General features: G+C 69.8%; 20 protein-coding genes. 14 read left to right on the forward strand and 6 right to left on the reverse strand.

Annotated features, from left to right (window positions below):
* Positions 1-17: 17 nt before the first annotated feature.
* From PSPA7_RS01350 to PSPA7_RS01360, 3 genes are read right to left on the reverse strand one after another with little or no spacing between them, the layout of a single operon-like run.
* Positions 18-827 (reverse strand): ABC transporter permease, encoded by an 810-nt coding sequence (locus tag PSPA7_RS01350; RefSeq protein WP_003158002.1) that lies wholly within the window; start codon positions 825-827, stop codon positions 18-20.
* Positions 824-1,744, reverse strand: a complete 921-nt coding sequence (locus PSPA7_RS01355) for an ABC transporter permease (protein WP_003158003.1) — start codon at positions 1,742-1,744, stop codon at positions 824-826. Before PSPA7_RS01355 ends, PSPA7_RS01350 begins: the two co-directional genes overlap by 4 nt.
* A gap of 24 nt (positions 1,745-1,768) precedes the next feature.
* Entirely contained in the window at positions 1,769-2,881 is a 1,113-nt protein-coding gene (locus tag PSPA7_RS01360) for an ABC transporter ATP-binding protein (protein ID WP_012073847.1), read from the reverse strand.
* A 229-nt stretch (positions 2,882-3,110) separates the two neighbouring features.
* Here PSPA7_RS01360 and PSPA7_RS01365 point away from each other — a divergent pair, with 229 nt between their 5' ends.
* The 10 genes from PSPA7_RS01365 to madM all read left to right on the forward strand — a co-directional run bounded on the left by PSPA7_RS01365 (position 3,111) and on the right by madM (position 11,496).
* Positions 3,111-4,004, forward strand: coding sequence for a LysR substrate-binding domain-containing protein (locus PSPA7_RS01365; protein ID WP_012073849.1), 894 nt, complete (start codon positions 3,111-3,113; stop codon positions 4,002-4,004).
* 119 nt (positions 4,005-4,123) lie between these two features.
* Positions 4,124-5,788 carry a malonate decarboxylase subunit alpha gene (gene mdcA / locus PSPA7_RS01370; RefSeq protein ID WP_012073850.1) on the forward strand — a complete coding sequence of 555 codons (1,665 nt, stop codon included), beginning with the start codon at positions 4,124-4,126 and terminating at the stop codon, positions 5,786-5,788.
* The gene (locus PSPA7_RS01375; RefSeq protein ID WP_012073851.1) at positions 5,788-6,669 is read left to right on the forward strand and encodes a triphosphoribosyl-dephospho-CoA synthase; all 882 of its coding nucleotides are present in this window, start codon (positions 5,788-5,790) and stop codon (positions 6,667-6,669) included. The genes mdcA and PSPA7_RS01375 overlap by 1 nt, the downstream gene beginning before the upstream one ends.
* A gap of 1 nt (position 6,670) precedes the next feature.
* The gene (locus PSPA7_RS01380; protein WP_012073852.1) at positions 6,671-6,970 is read left to right on the forward strand and encodes a malonate decarboxylase subunit delta; all 300 of its coding nucleotides are present in this window, start codon (positions 6,671-6,673) and stop codon (positions 6,968-6,970) included.
* Positions 6,963-7,826 (forward strand): biotin-independent malonate decarboxylase subunit beta, encoded by an 864-nt coding sequence (locus PSPA7_RS01385; protein ID WP_012073853.1) that lies wholly within the window; start codon positions 6,963-6,965, stop codon positions 7,824-7,826. Before PSPA7_RS01380 ends, PSPA7_RS01385 begins: the two co-directional genes overlap by 8 nt.
* The gene (gene mdcE / locus PSPA7_RS01390) at positions 7,823-8,629 is read left to right on the forward strand and encodes a biotin-independent malonate decarboxylase subunit gamma (RefSeq protein WP_012073854.1); all 807 of its coding nucleotides are present in this window, start codon (positions 7,823-7,825) and stop codon (positions 8,627-8,629) included. Before PSPA7_RS01385 ends, mdcE begins: the two co-directional genes overlap by 4 nt.
* A 15-nt stretch (positions 8,630-8,644) precedes the next feature.
* On the forward strand, positions 8,645-9,337 hold the full coding sequence (locus PSPA7_RS01395; RefSeq protein ID WP_012073855.1) for a malonate decarboxylase holo-ACP synthase: 693 nt from the start codon (positions 8,645-8,647) through the stop codon (positions 9,335-9,337).
* Positions 9,334-10,266 (forward strand): malonate decarboxylase subunit epsilon, encoded by a 933-nt coding sequence (gene mdcH, locus PSPA7_RS01400; RefSeq protein WP_012073856.1) that lies wholly within the window; start codon positions 9,334-9,336, stop codon positions 10,264-10,266. Before PSPA7_RS01395 ends, mdcH begins: the two co-directional genes overlap by 4 nt.
* Before the next feature lie 55 nt (positions 10,267-10,321).
* Positions 10,322-10,726, forward strand: coding sequence for a malonate transporter subunit MadL (gene madL, locus PSPA7_RS01405; protein WP_012073857.1), 405 nt, complete (start codon positions 10,322-10,324; stop codon positions 10,724-10,726).
* Between the two features lie 5 nt (positions 10,727-10,731).
* On the forward strand, positions 10,732-11,496 hold the full coding sequence (madM, locus tag PSPA7_RS01410) for a malonate transporter subunit MadM (RefSeq protein ID WP_003156934.1): 765 nt from the start codon (positions 10,732-10,734) through the stop codon (positions 11,494-11,496).
* A 110-nt stretch (positions 11,497-11,606) separates the two neighbouring features.
* Here the strand turns inward: madM and PSPA7_RS01415 are convergent, their stop codons facing one another.
* From PSPA7_RS01415 to PSPA7_RS01425, 3 genes are all read right to left on the reverse strand, one after another.
* Positions 11,607-12,536 carry a LysR family transcriptional regulator gene (locus tag PSPA7_RS01415; protein ID WP_012073858.1) on the reverse strand — a complete coding sequence of 310 codons (930 nt, stop codon included), beginning with the start codon at positions 12,534-12,536 and terminating at the stop codon, positions 11,607-11,609.
* A gap of 185 nt (positions 12,537-12,721) precedes the next feature.
* Positions 12,722-13,153 (reverse strand): hypothetical protein, encoded by a 432-nt coding sequence (locus tag PSPA7_RS01420; protein ID WP_003156935.1) that lies wholly within the window; start codon positions 13,151-13,153, stop codon positions 12,722-12,724.
* A gap of 191 nt (positions 13,154-13,344) precedes the next feature.
* A complete protein-coding gene (locus PSPA7_RS01425) occupies positions 13,345-14,265 on the reverse strand; it encodes a LysR substrate-binding domain-containing protein (protein WP_012073859.1) in 921 nt (306 codons plus the stop codon).
* A 350-nt stretch (positions 14,266-14,615) separates the two neighbouring features.
* Here PSPA7_RS01425 and PSPA7_RS01430 point away from each other — a divergent pair, with 350 nt between their 5' ends.
* From PSPA7_RS01430 to PSPA7_RS01445, 4 genes are all read left to right on the forward strand, one after another.
* Complete coding sequence (locus PSPA7_RS01430) at positions 14,616-16,106, forward strand: aldehyde dehydrogenase (RefSeq protein ID WP_012073861.1); 1,491 nt, start codon at positions 14,616-14,618, stop codon at positions 16,104-16,106.
* A 57-nt stretch (positions 16,107-16,163) separates the two neighbouring features.
* Positions 16,164-17,597 (forward strand): APC family permease, encoded by a 1,434-nt coding sequence (locus PSPA7_RS01435; RefSeq protein ID WP_012073862.1) that lies wholly within the window; start codon positions 16,164-16,166, stop codon positions 17,595-17,597.
* A gap of 30 nt (positions 17,598-17,627) precedes the next feature.
* Positions 17,628-19,010 (forward strand): aspartate aminotransferase family protein, encoded by a 1,383-nt coding sequence (locus PSPA7_RS01440; RefSeq protein WP_012073863.1) that lies wholly within the window; start codon positions 17,628-17,630, stop codon positions 19,008-19,010.
* A 163-nt stretch (positions 19,011-19,173) separates the two neighbouring features.
* Entirely contained in the window at positions 19,174-20,232 is a 1,059-nt protein-coding gene (locus PSPA7_RS01445; protein WP_012073864.1) for a gamma-aminobutyric acid-binding protein, read from the forward strand.
* Positions 20,233-20,241: the final 9 nt, after the last annotated feature.

Consider the following 20,241-nt stretch of genomic DNA (forward strand, 5'->3'; position numbering starts at 1 on the left):
GTTCTCCGGCGTGGGGCTCAGGCGCGCGGCTTGCCGAGCAGGTAGGACAGGCTGACGAAGATCACGGAGACGCCGAGGATCAGCGTCGACACGGCGTTGACGTCGGGCGTGACGCCCATCCGCAGCAGGCCGAAGATGAAGATCGGCAGGGTGGTGGTGCCGGCCTGGGCGACCATCATCGAGATCACGAAGTTGTCCAGCGAGACGATGAAGGCGAGCATCAGGCCGGAGAAGATGCCCGGCGCCAGCAGCGGCAGGGTCACCTTGCGCAGGGTCCGCCAGGGACCGGCGTAGAGGTCGGCGGCGGCCTGCTCCAGGGACAGGTCCATGTCGTCGAGGCGGGCGCGCACCGGCAGGTAGGCGAACGGGATGCAGAACACCGTGTGGGCGATGATCAGGTTGCCGTAGCCCAGCGACAGGCCGAGGGTGGAGAACAGCGCCAGGGTGGCGACCCCGACCACGATCTCCGGCAGCACCAGCGGCAGCATGATCGTCCCCATCGACAGGCGCAGGCCCTTGAATCGCGCACCGCGCGAGGTGCCCAGGGCGGCCAGGGTGGCGATCGCGGTGGCCGCTGCGCTGGCGCACACGGCGATCAGCAGGCTGTTGCCGGCGGCCTGGCGCAGCGCCTGGTTGGCGAAGGCGGCGCGGTACCAGTCGAGACTGAAGCCGGTCCAGACGGTGGCCGACTGGTTGGCGTTGAAGGAATACACCACCAGCACCAGGATCGGCGCGTACAGGTACAGGTAGAACAGCAGGCTGAAGGCGCCGAAGCCGGGGAAGTCCTGGACGCTTCGACGTCCGCCTCGCCACAGGCGCGCGTTCATCGGCCGGCCCCCCGCGCGAGACGCCCGGCACGCCAGGCATAGAGGCTCAGGACCAGCATCACCGCGGCCATCAGCAGCAGCGACAGGGCGGCGCCGAGCGGCCAGTTCCGGGCGTCGGCGAACTGCCGGAAGATCAAGTTGCCGAGCATCATGCGGGTTCCGCCGCCGAGCAGCTCGGGGGCGATCATCGCGCCCAGGCAGGGCACGAAGGTCAGCATGGCGCCGGCCAGGATGCCCGGCCGGGCGAGCGGCAGGACCACCTTGCGCAGCGTGCGCAGGCGGCCGGCGTAGAGGTCCTGGGCGGCTTCGAGCAGGCGCATGTCCATCTTCTCCAGGGTCGCGTAGATCGGCAGCACCACGAAGGGCGCGTAGGTGTAGACCAGGCCGAGCAGCACCGCGCCGTCGCTGTAGAGCAGCGGCAGCGGTTGGTCGATCAGGCCGAGGCCGAGCAGGCCGTTGTTGATCACCCCGCTGCCGCGCAGCAGGAGGATCCAGGCGTAGGTGCGGACCAGCAGGTTGGCCCAGAACGGCACGGTGATCAGGAAGATCAGCAGGCCGCGCCGGCGTGGCGGCTGCATGACCAGCCAGACCGCCACCGGGAAGCCGATCAGCAGGGTGACGAGGGTGGTCAGCGCGGCGATGCCGAGCGAGCGCAGGGCGATCACCAGGTAGGAGTCGGCGAAGGCCAGGCTGTCGTCCATCTGCCGCTCGAAGAGCAGGGCGACGTACGACTCGCCGCTGAAGGTCCGGTTGACCCCGCCGTAGGGGTTGGCCTCCATCAGCGAATAGGCGCCGACGATGAGGATCGGCAGTACCAGGAACAGGCCGATGGCGACCAGTGCCGGGGTCACGCCGAGGAAGCTGCGCAGGGCTTGGCGACGCTGCAGGGCGGCGCCGGGGGAGGAGGTCGGATGCATGGTCGTGGTCCGTTGCCGAGGGGCTCAATCCAGCAGGACGCTGGCGCTGTCCCTGGCCACGGCCAGGCGCGCCGCCTCACCGGCGGCGAAGCGCCGGCCGGTGGCGTTCGGCGCGCGCACCGTCAGCAGGCTGCCGTCGGCCAGGCGCACGCGGTACTGCAGGTCGGTGCCGAGGTAGACCTGGCTTTGCACCGTGCAGGGCAGGCCGTCGCCCGTGCCGGCGTCCCGCAGGCCCAGGCGTTCCGGGCGGATCGACAGGCTGACCCGCGCGCCCGGCGCCAGGTCGTCGCGCGCGGCGGCTTCGAACGACTCGCCGCCGGGGCCGCGGTACAGCGCCAGCGAGCCGTCGCGACGGAGCAGTTCGGCCTCGATGAAGTTGGTCTCGCCGATGAAGTCGGCGACGAAGCGGTTGCCGGGACGCTCGTAGATCTCCTCCGGCGGGCCGACCTGTTGCACCTGTCCTTCGGAGAGCACGGCGATGCGGTCGGACATGGTCAGCGCCTCCTCCTGGTCGTGGGTGACGAAGATGAAGGTGATCCCGGTCTTCGCCTGGATCGCCTTGAGCTCTTCGCGCATCGCCTGGCGCAGCTTGAGGTCGAGGGCCGAGAGCGGTTCGTCGAGCAGCAGCACCCGGGGCTGCGGCGCCAGGGCGCGGGCCAGCGCCACGCGTTGCTGCTGCCCGCCGGAGAGCTGGGCGGGGCGGCGCTCGGCGAAGCGCTCCATCTGGACCAGGGCGAGCATCTCGCGGACCCGTTCGGCGACCCCCGCCTTGTCCAGGCTGCGTCCCGGCGGACGCGATTCGAGGCCGAAGGCGAGGTTCTCGGCGATGCTCATGTGCGGGAACAGCGCGTAGTGCTGGAACACGGTGTTCACCGGGCGCTCGAAGGGCGGCCGCGCGGCGATGTTCTCGCCGTAGAGGAGGATCTCGCCCTCGGTGGGAAATTCGAAGCCGGCGATCATCCGCAGCAGGGTGGTCTTGCCGCAGCCGGACGGGCCGAGGAGGGTGAAGAATTCGTTGTCGCGGATATCCAGGTCGATGCGCTTCAGCGCCACCGGGCCGCTCCCGGGATCGCCGTAGACCTTGCGTACCGCGCGGATGGACACTGCATGGGTGCGCAGCGAATGCAGGGCATTCATGGACTTACCTCCGATTCCCCTTCGTGCGTGCCGCAGCGCGGCGCGACGATGGTTGTTGTTGTTCTGGCAGGGCTGGAAAGTAGGCTTCCGCGAGGTGGCGGAAGAGCGGCGCCGGCTGTCGCCACCGGCTGCTGGGGCGGATGATGCGAAAAAGGGGCGGCTGTCGAAAGCTCAATTTTCTTATATAAGGTGTTAAAAAAACTAACACCGAGCGAGGTCCTCGACATCCATGTCCATCCCCCGTCTCCCGCCGCTCAATGCGGTGCGCGCCTTCGAGGCGGCCGCCCGCCTGGGCAGCTACGTGGCGGCGTCGAAGGCCCTGCACGTGACCCAGCCGGCGGTCGGCCGGCACGTCCGGCTGCTCGAGGACTGGCTCGGTGCGCGCCTGTTCGAGCGCACCTCGCGCGGCGTGCGGCTGACCCCGGCGGGGCGGCAGTACTACGCGGCGGTGTCCGCCGCGCTGCAGCAGATCGCCGAGGCCGGCGGCCAGCTCGGCGGCGCGCGCTGGTTGCGGATCATGGCGGTGCCGGCGTTCGCCCGGCGCTGGCTGACGCCGCGCCTGGAAACCCTCTGCGCGCAGCGGCCGGGGCTGAAGATCGCCCTCGAACCCAATCCCACCTTCGACCACGTGGAAGAGCGCAGCGCCGACCTCGGCATTGTCTATGGCCTGCCGGGCCAGTACGCGAACCCGCGCGCACTGCTGATCCGGCCCAAGGTCTTCCCGGTCTGCTCGCCGGCCTACCTGGCCGCGGCCGGGCCGCTGGAGACGGTCGAGCGACTGGTGGAGCACAAGCTGATCCATGTCGACGACGGCGAATGGTGGAATCTCTGGTTCTCCGCCGTCGGCGTCGACGTTCGGGTCAGTCCGGCGGTGCTCTACCTGAGCAACGACCACGCCCTGGCGCGCGCCGAGGAAGGCCTCGGCATCGCCCTGGCCAACGAGGTGCTGGTCCGCCAGGAGCTGCGCAGCGGCGCGCTGGTGCGCCCGCTGGCCGCCGAGGCGGCGCTGGAGAGCTACCAGGTGCTGACCCCGCCGGGCGTGCCGTCGGCGGACGTCGAGTGGTTCATCGACTGGCTCGGCGAGGCACTGCGCGAGGCCTTCCCGGACGCCGTGACCTGCTGAGGGCGGCGCTTGCGCTACATCGTTAACCCCAGCGTAACGATCACACCGGCTGCTTGATTGAAGGCCATCGCCGGCCTGCCTAAGTTGGCTCCCACGACAGCGTGAACCCCGGAGCCGACATGACGACAACCCTCTCCCCTCCGCCGCAGTGGTCGCGGCGCCGCCAGGAAAAGCAGCGGCGCCTGGAACGCGCGCGCAGCCTGGCCGACGGCGTGGTGCTGCCGCGCGATCGGATCGTCGCCGCGCTGGAAGCGCTGATCGCGCCGGGCGACCGGGTAGTGCTGGAAGGCAACAACCAGAAGCAGGCGGACTTTCTCTCCCGCTCGCTGGCGCGGGTCGACCCCGGCAGGCTGCACGACCTGCACATGATCATGCCCAGCGTCGGCCGCCCGGAGCACCTCGACCTGTTCGAGCTGGGCATCGCGCGCAAGCTCGACTTCTCCTTCTCCGGCCCGCAGAGCCTGCGCATCGGCCAGTTGCTCGAGGATGGGCTGCTGGAGATCGGCGCGATCCACACCTACATCGAGCTGTATGCGCGGCTGCTGGTCGACCTGATCCCCAACGTGGCGCTGGTCGCCGGCTTCATGGCCGATCGCGAGGGCAATGTCTATACCGGGCCGAGCACCGAGGACTCCCCGGCGCTGGTCGAGCCCACCGCGTTCAGCGACGGCATCGTCATCGTCCAGGTCAACCGTATCGTCGACGACCCGCGCGACCTGCCGCGCGTGGACATCCCGGCGTCCTGGGTGGACTTCGTGGTCGAGGCCGACCAGCCGTTCTACATCGAGCCGCTGTTCACCCGCGACCCGCGCCACATCAAGCCGGTCCACGTACTGATGGCGATGATGGCGATCCGCGGCATCTACCAGCGGCACAACGTGCAGTCGCTGAACCACGGCATCGGCTTCAACACCGCGGCGATCGAGCTGATCCTGCCGACCTACGGCGAGTCACTCGGTCTCAAGGGCAAGATCTGCCGGCACTGGACCCTCAACCCGCACCCGACCCTGATCCCCGCCATCGAGAGCGGCTGGGTCGAGAGCGTGCACTGCTTCGGCACCGAACTGGGGATGGAGGGCTACATCGCCCAGCGTCCCGACGTGTTCTTCACCGGCCGCGACGGCTCGCTGCGTTCCAACCGGATGTTCTGCCAGCTGGCCGGGCAATACGCCGTCGACCTGTTCATCGGCGCGACCCTGCAGGTCGATGGCGACGGCCATTCCTCCACCGTCACCCGCGGTCGCCTGGCCGGCTTCGGCGGTGCGCCGAACATGGGCCACGATCCGCGCGGGCGGCGCCACTCGACGCCAGCCTGGCTGGACATGCGGCCTGAACCCGAGGCGCTGCTTGAGCGCGGCAGGAAGCTGGTGGTGCAGATGGTCGAGACCTTCCAGGACGGCGGCAAGCCGACCTTCGTCGAGCGGCTCGACGCGCTGGAGGTGGCGCGCCAGACCGGCATGCCGCTGGCGCCGGTGATGATCTATGGCGACGACGTCACCCATGTGCTCACCGAGGAAGGCATCGCCTACCTGTACAAAGCGCGCTCGCTGGAGGAGCGCCGGGCGATGATCGCGGCGGTGGCCGGGATCAGCCCGATCGGCCTGCGCCACGACCCGCGCGAGACCCAGCGCATGCGTCGCGAGGGGCTGATCGCGCTGCCCGAGGACCTCGGCATCCGTCGCACCGACGCCTCGCGCGAGCTGCTGGCGGCGAAGAGCATCGCCGAGCTGGTCGAATGGTCCGGCGGGCTGTACCAGCCGCCGGCGCGTTTCAGGAGCTGGTGATGAACGCCATCGCGAACCTCGCGGCGACGCCGCGCGCCGACCTCGGCGAATGCCTGGCCGACCTGGCGGTGGACGCCCTCATCGACGAAGCCGAACTGTCGCCCAAGCCGGCCCTGGTGGACCGTCGCGGCAATGGCGCGCATGCCGACCTGCACCTGGGCCTGATGCAGGCCTCGGCGCTGAGCCTGTGGCCGTGTTTCAAGGAAATGGCCGACGCCGCCCAGCGGCATGCGCGCATCGATGCGCGCCTGCGCGGCGTCCTTGGCCAACTGGGGCGCGAGGGCGAGGTGGCGATGTTGCGTACCACCGAAGGCGTGAACAGCCATCGCGGAGCGATCTGGGCGCTCGGCCTGCTGGTCGCCGCCGCCGCCCTCGCACCGCGCCGCACGCAGGCCGGCGAAGTGGCCGCGCGCGCAGGACGCATCGCCCTGCTCGACGACCCGGCGGCCGCCAGCGGCGACAGTCACGGCGAGCGCGTCCGCCGGCGCTACGGCGTCGGCGGCGCCCGCGAGGAAGCCCGCCTCGGTTTCCCCCGCGCGGTGCGCCACGGTCTGCCGCAGCTATGGCGCAGCCGCGAGAGCGGTGCTGGCGAGCAGAACGCCAGGCTCGATGCGCTGCTGGCGATCATGAGCGTGCTCGACGACACCTGCGTGCTGCACCGCGCCGGCCGCGTCGGCCTCGCCGCGATGCAGGAGGGCGCCCGCGCGGTGCTCGCCGCCGGCGGCAGCGCCAGCCTCGCCGGGCGTCGCCGCCTGCGCGAGCTGGACCGCCGCCTGCTGGCCTTGAACGCCTCGCCCGGCGGCGCCGCCGACCTGCTCGCCGCCTGTCTTTTCCTCGATCGCCTGCCCGCCGCGCTCGGCGGGTGGGCTGGGAGTCTCTGAGATGGAAACCCTGACCTTCGAATTTCCCGCCGGCGCTCCGGCGCGCGGCCGCGCCCTGGCCGGCTGCGTCGGTTCCGGCGACCTGGAAGTGCTGCTCGAACCGGCCGCCGGCGGCGCGCTGAGCATCGAGGTGGTGACCTCGGTGAACGGCAGCGGTCCGCGCTGGCAGCAACTCTTCGCGCGGGTCTTCGCGGCGGCCACGGCGCCGGCCGCGGCGATCCGCATCCACGATTTCGGCGCCACCCCCGGGGTGGTCCGCCTGCGCCTGGAGCAGGCGCTGGAGGAGGCCGGCCATGACTGACGTCGCCCGCCTGCTGGCGCTGCGCAGCTTCACCGAGCTGGGCGCCCGCCAGCGCGCCCGCGCCCTGCTCGACGCGGGCAGCTTCCGCGAGTTGCTCGATCCCTTCGCCGGTGTGCAATCGCCCTGGCTGGAACGCCAGGGCATCGTGCCCCAGGCCGACGACGGCGTGGTGATCGCCCGCGGCCTGCTCGACGGCCAGCCGGCGGTGCTCGCCGCCATCGAGGGCGCCTTCCAGGGCGGCAGCCTTGGCGAGGTCAGCGGGGCGAAGATCGCCGGCGCGCTGGAACTGGCCGCCGAGGACAATCGCAACGGCGTGCCGACCCGCGCCCTGTTGTTGCTGGAAACCGGCGGCGTGCGCCTGCAGGAAGCCAACCTCGGCCTGGCGGCGATCGCCGAGATCCAGGCGGCCATCGTCGACCTGCAGCGCTACCAGCCGGTGGTGGCGGTGATCGCCGGGCCGGTCGGCTGCTTCGGCGGCATGTCCATCGCCGCCGGGCTGTGCAGCCATGTGCTGGTGACCCGCGAGGCGCGCCTCGGATTGAACGGTCCGCAGGTGATCGAACAGGAGGCCGGCATCGCTGAATACGACTCGCGCGACCGGCCGTTCATCTGGAGCCTCACCGGCGGCGAACAGCGCTTCGCCAGCGGTCTCGCCGACGCCTACCTGGCCGACGACCTCGACGAGATACGCGCCTCGGTGCTCGCGCACTTCGCCAAGGGCCTGCCGGCCCGGCCGCGTTGCCGCCGCGCCGGGGACTACCTGCGGCGGCTGGACGACCTCGACACCGCCGGACAGCCGGATGCCGCCGATGTGCGCCGGCTTTACCGTGGACTGAGCCAAGGAGACGTCGCATGAGCCAGCCTTCCGCATCCCGTGGTCAGGCCTGGTTCCAGGCGCTGGCCGGAAACCTCCCGCCGCGCGCCGGCGATCCCGCCTCGCTGCGCGTCGCCGACCTCGAGCTGGACGGCTACCCGGCGCGGGTCCTGGCAGTCGTGCCGGACGCCGGCAACCCCTTCCCGCGCGCCCGCCAGGGCGAGGTCGGGCTGCTCGAGGGCTGGGGCCTGGCCGCCGCCGTCGACGAGGCGCTGGAGGCCGACCGCGAGGCGCCGCGCAAGCGTGCGCTGCTGGCCATCGTCGACGTGCCGAGCCAGGCCTACGGCCGCCGCGAGGAGGCCCTGGGTATCCACCAGGCGCTGGCCGGGGCGGTGGACGCCTACGCCCGCGCCCGGCTCGCCGGGCATCCGCTGATCGGCCTGCTGGTGGGCAAGGCGATGTCCGGCGCGTTCCTCGCCCATGGCTACCAGGCCAATCGCCTGATCGCACTGCGCGATCCGGGGGTGATGGTCCACGCCATGGGCAAGGCCGCCGCCGCGCGGATCACCCTGCGCAGCGTCGAGGAACTGGAGGCGCTGGCGGCGCAGGTGCCGCCGATGGCCTACGACATCGACAGCTACGCCTCGCTCGGGCTGCTCTGGAAGACCCTGGAGGTAGAGGCCATCGAAGCGCCTACGACGAACGATCTGGCGCGGGTACGCGAATGCCTGGGCGCGGCGCTGCTCGACATCCTCGCCGGCCCGCGCGACCTGGGTGGCCGCCTCGGCGCGGCCAATCGCGAGGCGTCGGCGCGCGTGCGCCGGTTGCTGCGCGAGCAGTGGTGAGTTCAGGAGCGAGCCGTGGTCATCGCGAACAGCTCACAGCGGGGCTCCAGCCGGCGACGGCTCGCTCCTGTCCCTATGCGCGAGGCGTCTGCGCCGGAGCCCCACGACCTGCTCCTGGGCATGGCCCCGGAGCACCTGGCCGACGACGCACCGCCCTGGGCCCGCGAGGTCCTGGCGGCCGGCTGGCCGGTGGTGGTGCGGCGCGCGCCGGGAGATCCGGCGACGGTGGCCATCGGCGTGCGCGGCCCGGCGCGGGAGCAGCGCTGGGCCGGCTGGATGCCGTTGGTGGCGATCACCCGGCGCCTGCGTCCGGAAGCGCTGTGCCAGCGCGAACCGCCGTTGTCGCGCGACCTGCCGGCCTGGCGCGCCCTGCGCCAGTTGCGCGCGCCGCTGAACGCGCTGGGGTTGGCCTGGGGTGTGATCGGCGGCGCCGGTTTCGAGCTGGCCAGCGGGGTCGCCGTGCTGCATCCGGACAGCGACCTCGACCTGCTGCTGCGCACCCCGCGCCCGTTCCCGCGCGATGACGCGCTGCGCCTGCTGCGATGCTTCGAGCATTGTCCCTGCCGGATCGACCTGCAATTGCAGACTCCGGCGGGCGGCGTGGCCCTGCGCGAATGGGCCGAGGGACGGCCCCGGGTGCTGGCGAAAGGCGTCGAGGCGCCAGTGTTGCTGGAAGATCCCTGGCGGGTCGCGGAGATCGGGGCATGAGCACGCTGTTCGCCTATCCCGGTCAGGGCGCGCAGCGTCCCGGCATGCTTGCGGCGCTGCCCGACGAACCGGTCGTGCGCGACTGCCTGGCGCAGGCGGCGGATTGCCTCGGCCAGGCGCCCGCCGAGCTGGACAGCGCCGAGGCCCTGCGCGGCACCCGCGCGGTGCAGCTGTGCCTGCTGATCGCCGGGGTCGCCGCCAGCCGCCTGCTGGAACAGCGTGGCCATCGACCGGGCCTGGTCGCCGGCCTGTCCATCGGCGCCTATGCGGCGGCGGTGGCGGCCGGCGCGCTGGATTTCGACGACGCGCTGCGGCTGGTCGCCCTGCGCGGCGAGCTGATGCAGGCGGCCTGGCCGCAGGGCTACGGGATGAGCGCCATCCTCGGCCTCGACCAGGCGCAACTGGAAGCGCTGATCCAGGCCGTGCGCCGCGCGCATCCGTCGCTCTACCTGGCCAACGTCAACGGCGAGCGGCAACTGGTGGTGGCCGGCAGCGACGCGGCGCTGGCCGCCCTCGCCGAACGCGCCCGCGACGCCGGCGCCAGCGCGGCGAAGCGCCTGGCGGTAAGCGTGCCGTCGCACTGCCCGCTGCTCGACGAACCGGCCGCGCGCCTGGCCGAAGCTTTCGCCGGCATCCGCCTGCGCCGCCCGCGCGTACCCTACCTGAGCGGCAGCCGGGCGCGCCTGGTCGGCGATCCGGCTGCGCTGGCCGATGACCTCGCCGGCAACATGGCGCGTCGCGTCGAGTGGCTGGCGACGCTGCGCAGCGCCTACGAACGCGGCGCCCGCCTGCACCTGGAACTGCCGCCGGGACGGGTCCTCAGCGGGCTGGCGCGGCCGCTGTTCGGTTGCGCTACGCCGGCCTTCGAGGGCACCCACCCGGATACCCTGGACGCGCTGTTGCGCGAGGAGGAGAGGCGAACCCGATAGGCTCGTGCGAGGCAGAAAAACAACAATATCGATACGCAACCGGAGGACAACAACAATGATTATCTACGGTGTCGCACTGCTGTCCCTGTGTACCCTCGCCGGGCTGTTCATCGGCGAGGTCCTTGGCGTGCTGCTCGGCGTGCCGGCCAACGTCGGTGGCGTCGGCATCGCCATGCTCCTGCTGATCTTCGTCGGCAGCTACCTGGGCAAGCGCGGCCTGCTGTCGGCGAAGACCGAGCAGGGTGTGGAGTTCTGGAGCGCCATCTACATTCCCATCGTGGTCGCCATGGCCGCCCAGCAGAACGTGATCGGTGCGCTGAGTGGCGGGCCGGCGGCGATTCTCGCCGGGATCGCCGCGGTGGCCGTGGCCTTTGCCCTGGTGCCACTGCTCGATCGCGTCGGCCGGGGAAAGCCTGAGGGCGTCCCTCCCCTGAAGCCGCACACCAGTGCGCAGGGGTGAGCGCCATGATCGAGTCCCTGAACAAAGTCATCAACGGCTACGGCCTGATCAGCGGCTTCGCCATCATCGGCGTGACCATGGCGTTGTCCTACTGGTTGTCGGCGCGGCTCACCCGGGGGCGCCTGCACGGCTCGGCCATCGCCATTTTCCTCGGCCTGCTGCTGTCCTACGTTGGCGGCCTCGCCACGGGAGGCCAGAAAGGACTGGTGGACGTGCCGCTGATGTCCGGCATCGGCCTGCTGGGCGGCGCCATGCTGCGCGACTTCGCCATCGTCGCCACGGCCTTCGGCGTGAATGTCGAGGAGCTGCGCCGGGCCGGGGTTTCCGGGGTGGCCTCGCTGTTCCTCGGGGTCGGCTCGTCGTTCGTCGCCGGGGTCGGCGTAGCCATGGCTTTCGGCTACACCGATGCGGTCAGCCTGACCACCATTGGCGCTGGCGCGGTCACCTACATCGTCGGTCCGGTGACCGGCGCGGCGCTGGGCGCCAGCTCCGAGGTGATGGCCCTGAGCATCGCCGCCGGGCTGGTGAAGGCGATCCTGGTGATGGTCCTGACTCCCTTCATCGCCCCCTACATCGGCCTGAACAACCCGCGCACGGCGGTGATCTTCGGCGGTCTGATGGGTACTTCCAGCGGCGTCGCCGGCGGCCTCGCCGCCACCGATCCGAAGCTGGTGCCCTACGGCTGCCTGACGGCGGCGTTCTATACCGCCATCGGCTGCCTGCTGGGGCCGTCGCTGCTGTATTTCAGCGTGCGCGGCCTGGTGGGATGAGGACCCTCGCCCTCTCCCTTCGGGGAGAGGGCAACGGCCAGCGCCAAGACGGTCTGGCATGGACCTCCATTCGCCCCGCGGTGCATCGTCGGCGGCTGCGTTGCGTCTCCTCAGCCCGTCGCCTCCTGTTCCAGCCGCAGGCTATGCATCCGGCATTCCGCGAGCAGCGCCAGCAGGTTCGGGTCGCGCTCCTTGGCCTTGAGGAACACCACGCCGATGTGCTGTTGCAGGCGATAGCGCGGCTGCAGCGGGATCAGCCGCACACGGTTCTCGTAGACCGCCTCGATGCGCTTGGGCAGCAGCGCGTAGCCGACCCCGGAGCTGACCATGCTGAGCAGGGTGAAGATATCGTTCACCTGCATCGCGATCTGCGGTTCGAAGCCGGCCTGGCGGAACACCCGGGTGCCGTCCTGGTGGGTGGCGAAGCCCTGGGTGAGGGTGACGAAGGGCGCGTCGCGCAGGGTGCTGAGATCGATCTCGGCGAGCCCGGCGTAGGGTGAGTCGACGGGCACGGCGAGGTAGATGTCATCGGAGAACAGCGGCAGGCATTCGCAGTCGGGGTCGCTGACGCTGTCGTTGAGCGATACCAGGATCGCGTCCAGTTCCATGTTCTTCAGTTGGTAGAACAGGTCGACGTTGGAGCCGAGGATCAGGTCGATGTTCAGTGCGCTGCGCCGCAGCTTGAGGCCCATGATCAGCTGCGGCACGGTCTTCACCGTCAGCGAGTAGAGTGCGCCGAGCTTGAAGCGCTCGGCGGAGAAGCCGGCCGCCTCGCGGGTCAGACGCACCGTGTCGAGCACTTCCTGGACCAGCTTTTGCGCGCGTTCCTCGAGCACGTAGGCGCTTTCCAGCGGAGTCAGGTTGCGCCCCTCGTGCTTGAAAAGCGGGCAGCGCAGGGCGCTTTCCAGCGAGTGGATGGCACGGTGCACGCTGACGTTGCTGGTGCCCAGCTCCACCGCCGCGCGCGCCAGGTTGCCGGTGCGCATGAAGGCGAGGAAGGTCTCCAGCTTCTTGAGGGTGATTTCTTCGTCGATCAGCATCCGCGTTCCCCTGGCCGGTGGCGTCGGGGGATTGTGCCTGAGGCGGTGCGGGAGCGGTAAAAAGGACCGTCATGTCCTAGAGCGTGGCGGAGCATGACGGCCGGAAAACGCCACTGGTGGGCGGACTTGCACTAACGGGTTGAAACGGATGCTGGCGGGCGGAGGCCCGCCAGGCGGAAGGGGTGTCAGCGGATCGACTGGATGGTGCCCTTGCTGCCGGTGACCTTGACGTCGACCTTCTTGAACACGAAGTAGTCGTTCACCGCGACCTCGTAGCGCGGCGCCACGATCAGGTCGGCATCGGCGCTCTTCACCGCCTTGAAGGCGGCGGCGGCCTTGGTCGAGGAGATCGGGTCGAAGCCCAGGCCGAGGCCCGATTCGCCGCCACCGTAGGTCACGCCGTCGGCGAACTGGCTGTCGCCGCCGAACCTGATGAAGCCGAACAGGATATTGACCGAGGACTGGCCGCTGATCGGGGCGCCGACGGCTACGTCGGCCTTCAGGTCGGTCTTCACCAGGCCGTCCACCGGTGCGGACGGCTGGCTGATGTTGTAGCTGGTGCAGCCGGTGAGCGAGGCGGCGGCGAACAGGAAGGCGGGCAACAGGTACTTCTTCATCTGACTCTCCATGATGATTCATCGATGAGGCGGCAGGCCCGACTATCCATCGATCCCTGGGCGCTGCCGGACTGCCGAACCGGGGTGGTCCGGAGCGTCGGCCACCCTAGCAACGGAGGCTTTTTGCCACAGTCATCGGATTCGTCTTTGTCAGGAAGAAAATTCCTCTTGGAATGTCGGAAAGCTGAGGGTCAGTACCGGCGCACGGCGAGCTTGCCCAGCTGCTCCCGGCAGTAGTCGACGAACAATCGTGCCGGCTTGGTCAGTTGCGCGCGTTTCAGCCAGGCGGCGGCGAGCCCGGAGGTGGACACCGGTTCGGCGAGGTCGACCATGACTACCTTCTTGCCGTCGTAGGTGCATTCCGAATGCGGGCGGGTGACCAGCAGGGAGAAGCCGAAGCCCTGGCCGACCATGCCGCGGACCATCTCGATCGACGGCGAGCTGAAGGCGATGTTCGGCGTCAGGCCGAGCTCCTCGAACAGACTGACGAAGTAGGTACGGCTGGGCTGCACGTCGAGCAGGATCATCGGCTCCAGGCACAGGTCGCGCAGCGATACCTGCGCCTGGCCGGCGAAGCGGTGGCCTTCGGGGAGCAGCGCGTGGGGTCGTTGCGGCGGCATCAACGGCTCGGTCTCGATGGTCGAGTCGAGGTCGTGCTCGTAGAGAAAGGCCAGGTCGAAGCGCCCCGAAGTGAGGCCCTGCACCAGCTCCTGCTGCTCGCCGTCGCGGATGCGGATCTCCACCCCCGGATAGGCCTGGCGGAAGCCGGCGATCAGGCCCGGCAGGTAGAGCGGGGCGACCGTCTCGAAACAGCCGATGTCGATCTGCCCGGCGATCACGTCGTTGTCGGCCAGGGCGTTCTGCTCGAACTCGTGGGCCATCCGCAGCAGTTCCTGGGCCTTGCGGTAGAAGCGCGCGCCGGCGGGGGTCAGCGACACGCCCTGGGCGTGGTGGCGGATGAACAGCTGCACGCCAAAGCTTTCCTCCAGCCCCTTCACCGCCGTGGAGATCGACGGCTGGGCGATGTACAGCTTGCGCGAGGCCTCGGCCACGCTGCCGCATTCCACGGTGGTCACGAAATACTTGAGTTGCCGCAAGGTATAGGACGCCACTGCAAGACCTCATCGGCGCATCATCCTCCCCGGGCCGGGCGTGCGCGCCTCGATTGTTGTGTTCGCCGCGCTGCAAGCAAGTTGCAGGCCGCTGCCGAGCGTCGCGGCGCTGGCCGCGAAGACAATTGCCCGCCTGCACGATAACCCAGCACGACGCACTTTGCCGGGGCACGCCTGGCCAGCTTTTTCTTATGTCCCGAGGACATTTTTAATAATTTTCCTTCGCAGCGGCTTGCGCGACCATCCTTCCCCATCGACCCCATGGACAGCGGTCCGCCACCCGGCGGTCCGGGCCATGCGTGCACAACAACGACCGGCGCAGACCGGCGAGATGACAAGGAGAAGGTGGGGTGTTCGAACTCAGCGATTGGCAACGGCGCGCCGCGACACAGCGCTTCATCGACCAGGCCCTGATCGGCGGCCGCCAGCGTCCGGCCGCCAGCGGCGCTACCTTCGACGCCATCGATCCGGCGAGCAATCGCCTGCTGGCGCGGGTCGCGGCCTGCGACGCGACCGACGTCGATGCGGCAGTGGCCGCCGCCCGCCGCGCCTTCGACGAAGGCCCCTGGGCGCGTCTCGCCCCGGTCGAGCGCAAGCGCGTGCTGCTGCGCCTGGCCGAGCTGATGCTGGCCCATCGCGAAGAGCTGGCGCTGCTCGATTCGCTGAACATGGGCAAGCCGGTGATGGACGCCTGGAACATCGATGTGCCCGGCGCCGCCCACGTCTTCGCCTGGTATGCGGAAAGCCTCGACAAGCTCTACGACCAGGTCGCGCCGACCGCCCGGGAGGCCCTGGCCACCATTACCCGCGTGCCGCTGGGGGTGATCGGCGCAGTGGTGCCGTGGAACTTCCCGCTCGACATGGCCGCCTGGAAGCTCGCCCCGGCCCTGGCCGCCGGCAACTCGGTGGTGCTCAAGCCGGCCGAGCAGTCGCCGTTCTCCGCCCTGCGCCTGGCCGAGCTGGCCCTGGAGGCGGGGGTGCCGGAAGGCGTGCTGAACGTGGTGCCTGGCCTCGGCGAGCAGGCCGGCAAGGCCCTCGGCCTGCACCCGGAGGTGGACGCTCTGGTGTTCACCGGCTCCACCGAGGTCGGCAAGTACTTCATGCAGTATTCCGCGCAATCCAACCTCAAGCAGGTCTGGCTGGAGTGCGGCGGCAAGAGTCCGAACCTGGTGTTCGCCGATTGCCGCGATCTCGACCTGGCGGCGGAGAAGGCCGCCTTCGGCATCTTCTTCAACCAGGGCGAGGTCTGTTCGGCGAACTCGCGCTTGCTGGTGGAGCGTTCGATCCACGACGAGTTCGTCGAGCGCCTGCTGGCCAAGGCCCGCGACTGGCAGCCGGGCGATCCGCTGGACCCGGCCAGCCGCGCCGGCGCCATCGTCGACCGCCGGCAGACCGCCGGGATCCTCGCCGCCATCGAGCGGGCGCAAGGCGAGGGCGCGACCCTGCTCGGCGGTGGCCGCCGGTTGACGATCAACGGTTCGGACAACTTCATCGAACCGACCCTGTTCGGCGGCGTACGCCCGGACATGCAGCTGGCCCGCGAGGAAATCTTCGGTCCGGTGCTGGCGATCAGCGCCTTCGATTCCGAGGACGAGGCCATACGCCTGGCCAACGACAGCCGCTACGGCCTCGCCGCCTCGCTGTGGAGCGACGACCTGCACCGTGCGCACCGGGTGGCGCGGCGCTTGAATGCCGGAACGGTGTCGGTGAATACCGTGGACGCGCTGGACGTCGCGGTGCCTTTCGGTGGCGGCAAGCAGTCCGGCTTCGGTCGCGACCTGTCGCTGCATTCCTTCGACAAGTACACCCAGTTGAAGACGACCTGGTTCCAGTTGCGCTGAAGACGCGACGGACACGACACGACTCGATGCCGATAACGACAACAAGAGGACGATCGAATGAACGACACGCCGAACGTGCGTGAACCGGCCCTGCGCCGCGTGCTCGGGCTGGGGCCGCTGCTGGCGGTGGCCATCGGCCTGGTGGTTTCCCAGGGCGTGATGGTGCTGATGCTGCAAGGCGCCGGGACGGCCGGGCCGGGCTTCATCGTGCCGCTGGGAGTGGCCTACCTGCTGGCGCTGAGCTACGCCTTTTCCTTTTCCGAACTGGCCCTGATGATTCCCCGCGCCGGTGGCCTGAGCAGCTACACCGAGGTGGCCATCGGGCATTTCCCGGCGATCCTGGCGACCTTTTCCGGTTACGTGGTGGTGGCGATGTTCGCCCTCTCGGCGGAACTGCTGCTGCTCGACCTGATCATCGGCAAGGTCTACCCCGGCGCGTTGCCGCCGATGCTGGTGGCCTACGGCGTGCTCGGCCTGTTCACCCTGCTCAACCTGCTCGGCATCGACATCTTCGCACGCCTGCAGAGCGCCCTGGCGCTGCTGATGATGATCGTCCTGCTGGTGCTCGGCCTGGGCGCGGTGAGCAGCGAGCACGCCTCCGCGCAGACCGCCCTGGCGAGCGGCTGGAACCCGCTCGGGGTCAGCGCCCTGGCGCTCACCGCGATGGCCGTGTGGGGCTTCGTCGGCGCCGAGTTCGTCTGCCCGCTGGTGGAGGAGACGCGGCGCCCGGAGCGCAACATCCCGCGCTCGATGATCCTCGGCCTGAGCATCATCTTCCTGACCATCGCCCTCTACTGCTTCGGCGCGCTGCTGTGCATCCCGCAGGCGGAACTGGCCGGCGACCCGCTGCCGCACTTCCTCTTCGCCAACCGCGTGTTCGGCGAGTACGGCCAGCTGTTCCTGGTGATCGCCGCGATCACCGCCACTTGCAGTACCCTGAACTCGTCGCTGGCGGCGATCCCGCGGATGCTCTACGGGATGGCGCAGAACGGCCAGGCCTTCCCGCAGTTCAGGCAGCTCAGCCGGCGGGCGCGCACGCCCTGGGTGGCGGTGCTGTTCGTCGCCGCGATCACCGGCCTGCCGATCCTGATCCTCGGCCAGGACCCGGACTCGATCAACCTGCTGCTGCTCGCCGCCGCGCTGGCCTGGCTGCTGGCCTACATCATCGCCCACGTCGACGTGCTGGCCCTGCGCCGGCGCTACCCGCACATCGCCCGTCCGTTCCGCACGCCGTTCTACCCGCTGCCGCAGCTGTTCGGCATCGCCGGGATGATCTACGCGGTGGTCCACGTCTCGCCGACCCCGGAAATGACCGGACGGATCTTCGCCAGCGCCGGCGTGGTGCTGGGCGTGGTCTCGCTGGTGGCGGTGGTGTGGATCAAGGGCGTGATGCGCAAGCCCCTCTTCGTACCCGAACCGCTCGAGACGGCCGGTGAGACTGCCCAGGGCAAGTCCGTCGCCCTCGATCCCCTGCAATCCCCTTCGGCCTGACGCGCCAAGGGAACAAGGAGAACACAGACGATGACCGCTCAGCTCAACCCGCAGCGCGACACCCGCGACTACCAGCAACTGGACGCCGCGCACCACATCCACGCCTTCCTCGACCAGAAGGCGCTGAACCGCGAAGGCCCGCGGGTGATGGTCCGCGGCAACGGCCTGCAGCTCTGGGACAACGATGGCAAGCGCTACCTGGACGGCATGTCCGGCCTCTGGTGCACCAACCTCGGCTACGGCCGCCAGGACCTCGCCGCCGCCGCCAGCCGCCAGCTGGAACAATTGCCCTACTACAACATGTTCTTCCACACCACCCACCCGGCGGTGGTGGAGCTTTCCGAGCTGCTCTTCAGCCTGCTGCCGGACCACTACAGCCACGCGATCTACACCAACTCCGGCTCCGAGGCCAACGAGGTGCTGATCCGTACCGTGCGGCGCTACTGGCAGATCCTCGGCAAGCCGCAGAAGAAGATCATGATCGGCCGCTGGAACGGCTACCACGGCTCGACCCTGGGCAGCACCGCGCTCGGCGGGATGAAGTTCATGCACGAGATGGGTGGCATGCTGCCGGATTTCGCCCATGTCGACGAACCCTACTGGTACGCCAACGGCGGCGAGCTGAGCCCGGCCGAGTTCGGCCGCCGCGCGGCGCTGCAACTGGAGGAGAAGATCCTCGAACTGGGCGCGGAGAACGTCGCCGCCTTCGTCGCCGAACCCTTCCAGGGCGCCGGCGGCATGATCTTCCCGCCGGAGAGCTACTGGCCGGAGATCCAGCGCATCTGCCGGCAGTACGACGTGCTGCTGTGCGCCGACGAGGTGATCGGCGGCTTCGGCCGCACCGGCGAATGGTTCGCCCACGAACACTTCGGCTTCCAGCCGGATACCCTGTCCATCGCCAAGGGCCTGACCTCCGGTTACATCCCCATGGGCGGCCTGGTGCTCGGCAAGCGCATCGCCGAGGTGCTGGTGGAGCAGGGCGGGGTGTTCGCCCACGGCCTGACCTACTCCGGCCACCCGGTGGCGGCCGCGGTGGCCATCGCCAACCTCAAGGCGCTGCGCGACGAGGGCGTGGTCACGCGGGTCCGGGACGAGACCGGGCCCTACCTGCAGGGCTGCCTGCGCGAGGTGTTCGGCGCGCATCCGCTGGTCGGCGAGGTCCAGGGCGCCGGCTTCGTCGCCGCGCTGCAGTTCGCCGAGGACAAGGCGACCCGCAGGCGCTTCGCCAACGAGAACGAGCTGGCCTGGCGCTGCCGCACCATCGGCTTCGAGGAGGGCGTGATCATCCGCTCCACCCTCGGCCGCATGATCATGGCCCCGGCGCTGGTGGCCGGGCGTGCCGAGATCGACGAACTGATCGACAAGACCCGTATCGCGGTGGATCGCACCGCGCGTGAGATCGGCGTGCTTTGACGCGCCCCGGCGGCCCGGCCTCGGCCGGGTCGCCTGCGACACGGAGCGTCCCCCCATAACGACGACGCGGCGCCTGGCGCCCGCGCGCGGAACCGTTTCGGCCTCTGGCCGGCAACTGCCTCAGCAACATCACAACAATGCCAATCGGCTGTGGGAGTGTTCCATGTACAAGTCCTTGCACCAGTGCGCACACGTGTTTTCCCGGTTGTCCCTGTTCGGCCTGGCGTTCGCCGCGGCGGTCCAGGCGCAGGGCCAGAGCCTGACGGTGATCTCCTTCGGCGGCGCGACCAAGGCCGCCCAGGAGCAGGCCTATTTCAAACCCTTCGAGCGAAGCGGCGGCGGGCGGGTGGTGGCCGGCGAATACAACGGCGAGATGGCCAAGGTGAAGGCCATGGTCGACGTCGGCAAGGTCAGCTGGGACGTGGTCGAGGTGGAGAGTCCCGAACTGCTCCGCGGCTGCGACGAGGGGCTTTTCGAACGCCTCGACCCGGCGCGCTTCGGCGATCCCGCGCAGTTCGTCCCCGGCACTTTCAGCGAGTGCGGGGTGGCCACCTACGTCTGGTCGATGGTGCTGGCCTACGACTCGACGAAGCTGGCCCGCGCGCCGCAGTCCTGGGCGGATTTCTGGAACGTCCGCGAGTTCCCCGGCAAGCGTGGCCTGCGCAAGGGCGCCAAGTACACCCTGGAAGTGGCGCTGCTGGCCGACGGGGTGAAGGCGGAGGATATCTACAAGGTGCTCGCCACCCCGGAGGGGGTCAGCCGCGCCTTCGCCAAGCTCGACCAGCTCAAGCCGAACATCCAGTGGTGGGAGGCCGGCGCGCAGCCGCCGCAGTGGCTGGCCGCCGGCGACGTGGTGATGAGCGCCGCCTACAACGGGCGCATCGCCGCCGCGCAGAAGGAAGGCGTGAAACTGGCCATCGTCTGGCCGGGCAGCCTTTACGACCCGGAGTACTGGGCAGTGGTGAAGGGCACGCCGAACAAGGCGCTGGCGGAGAAATTCATCGCCTTCGCCAGCCAGCCGCAGACGCAGAAGGTGTTCTCCGAGCAGATCCCCTACGGGCCGGTACACAAGGGCACCCTGGCGTTGCTGCCGGAGACGGTGCAGGAAGCGCTGCCGACCGCGCCGGCCAACCTCGAAGGCGCGCGGGCGGTGGACGCCGGGTTCTGGGTGGATCACGGCGAGGAACTGGAACAGCGCTTCAACGCCTGGGCGGCGCGCTGAACCGGGTGG

The sequence above is a fragment of the Pseudomonas paraeruginosa PA7 genome, assembly GCF_000017205.1.
GTDB classification, from domain to species: domain Bacteria; phylum Pseudomonadota; class Gammaproteobacteria; order Pseudomonadales; family Pseudomonadaceae; genus Pseudomonas; species Pseudomonas paraeruginosa.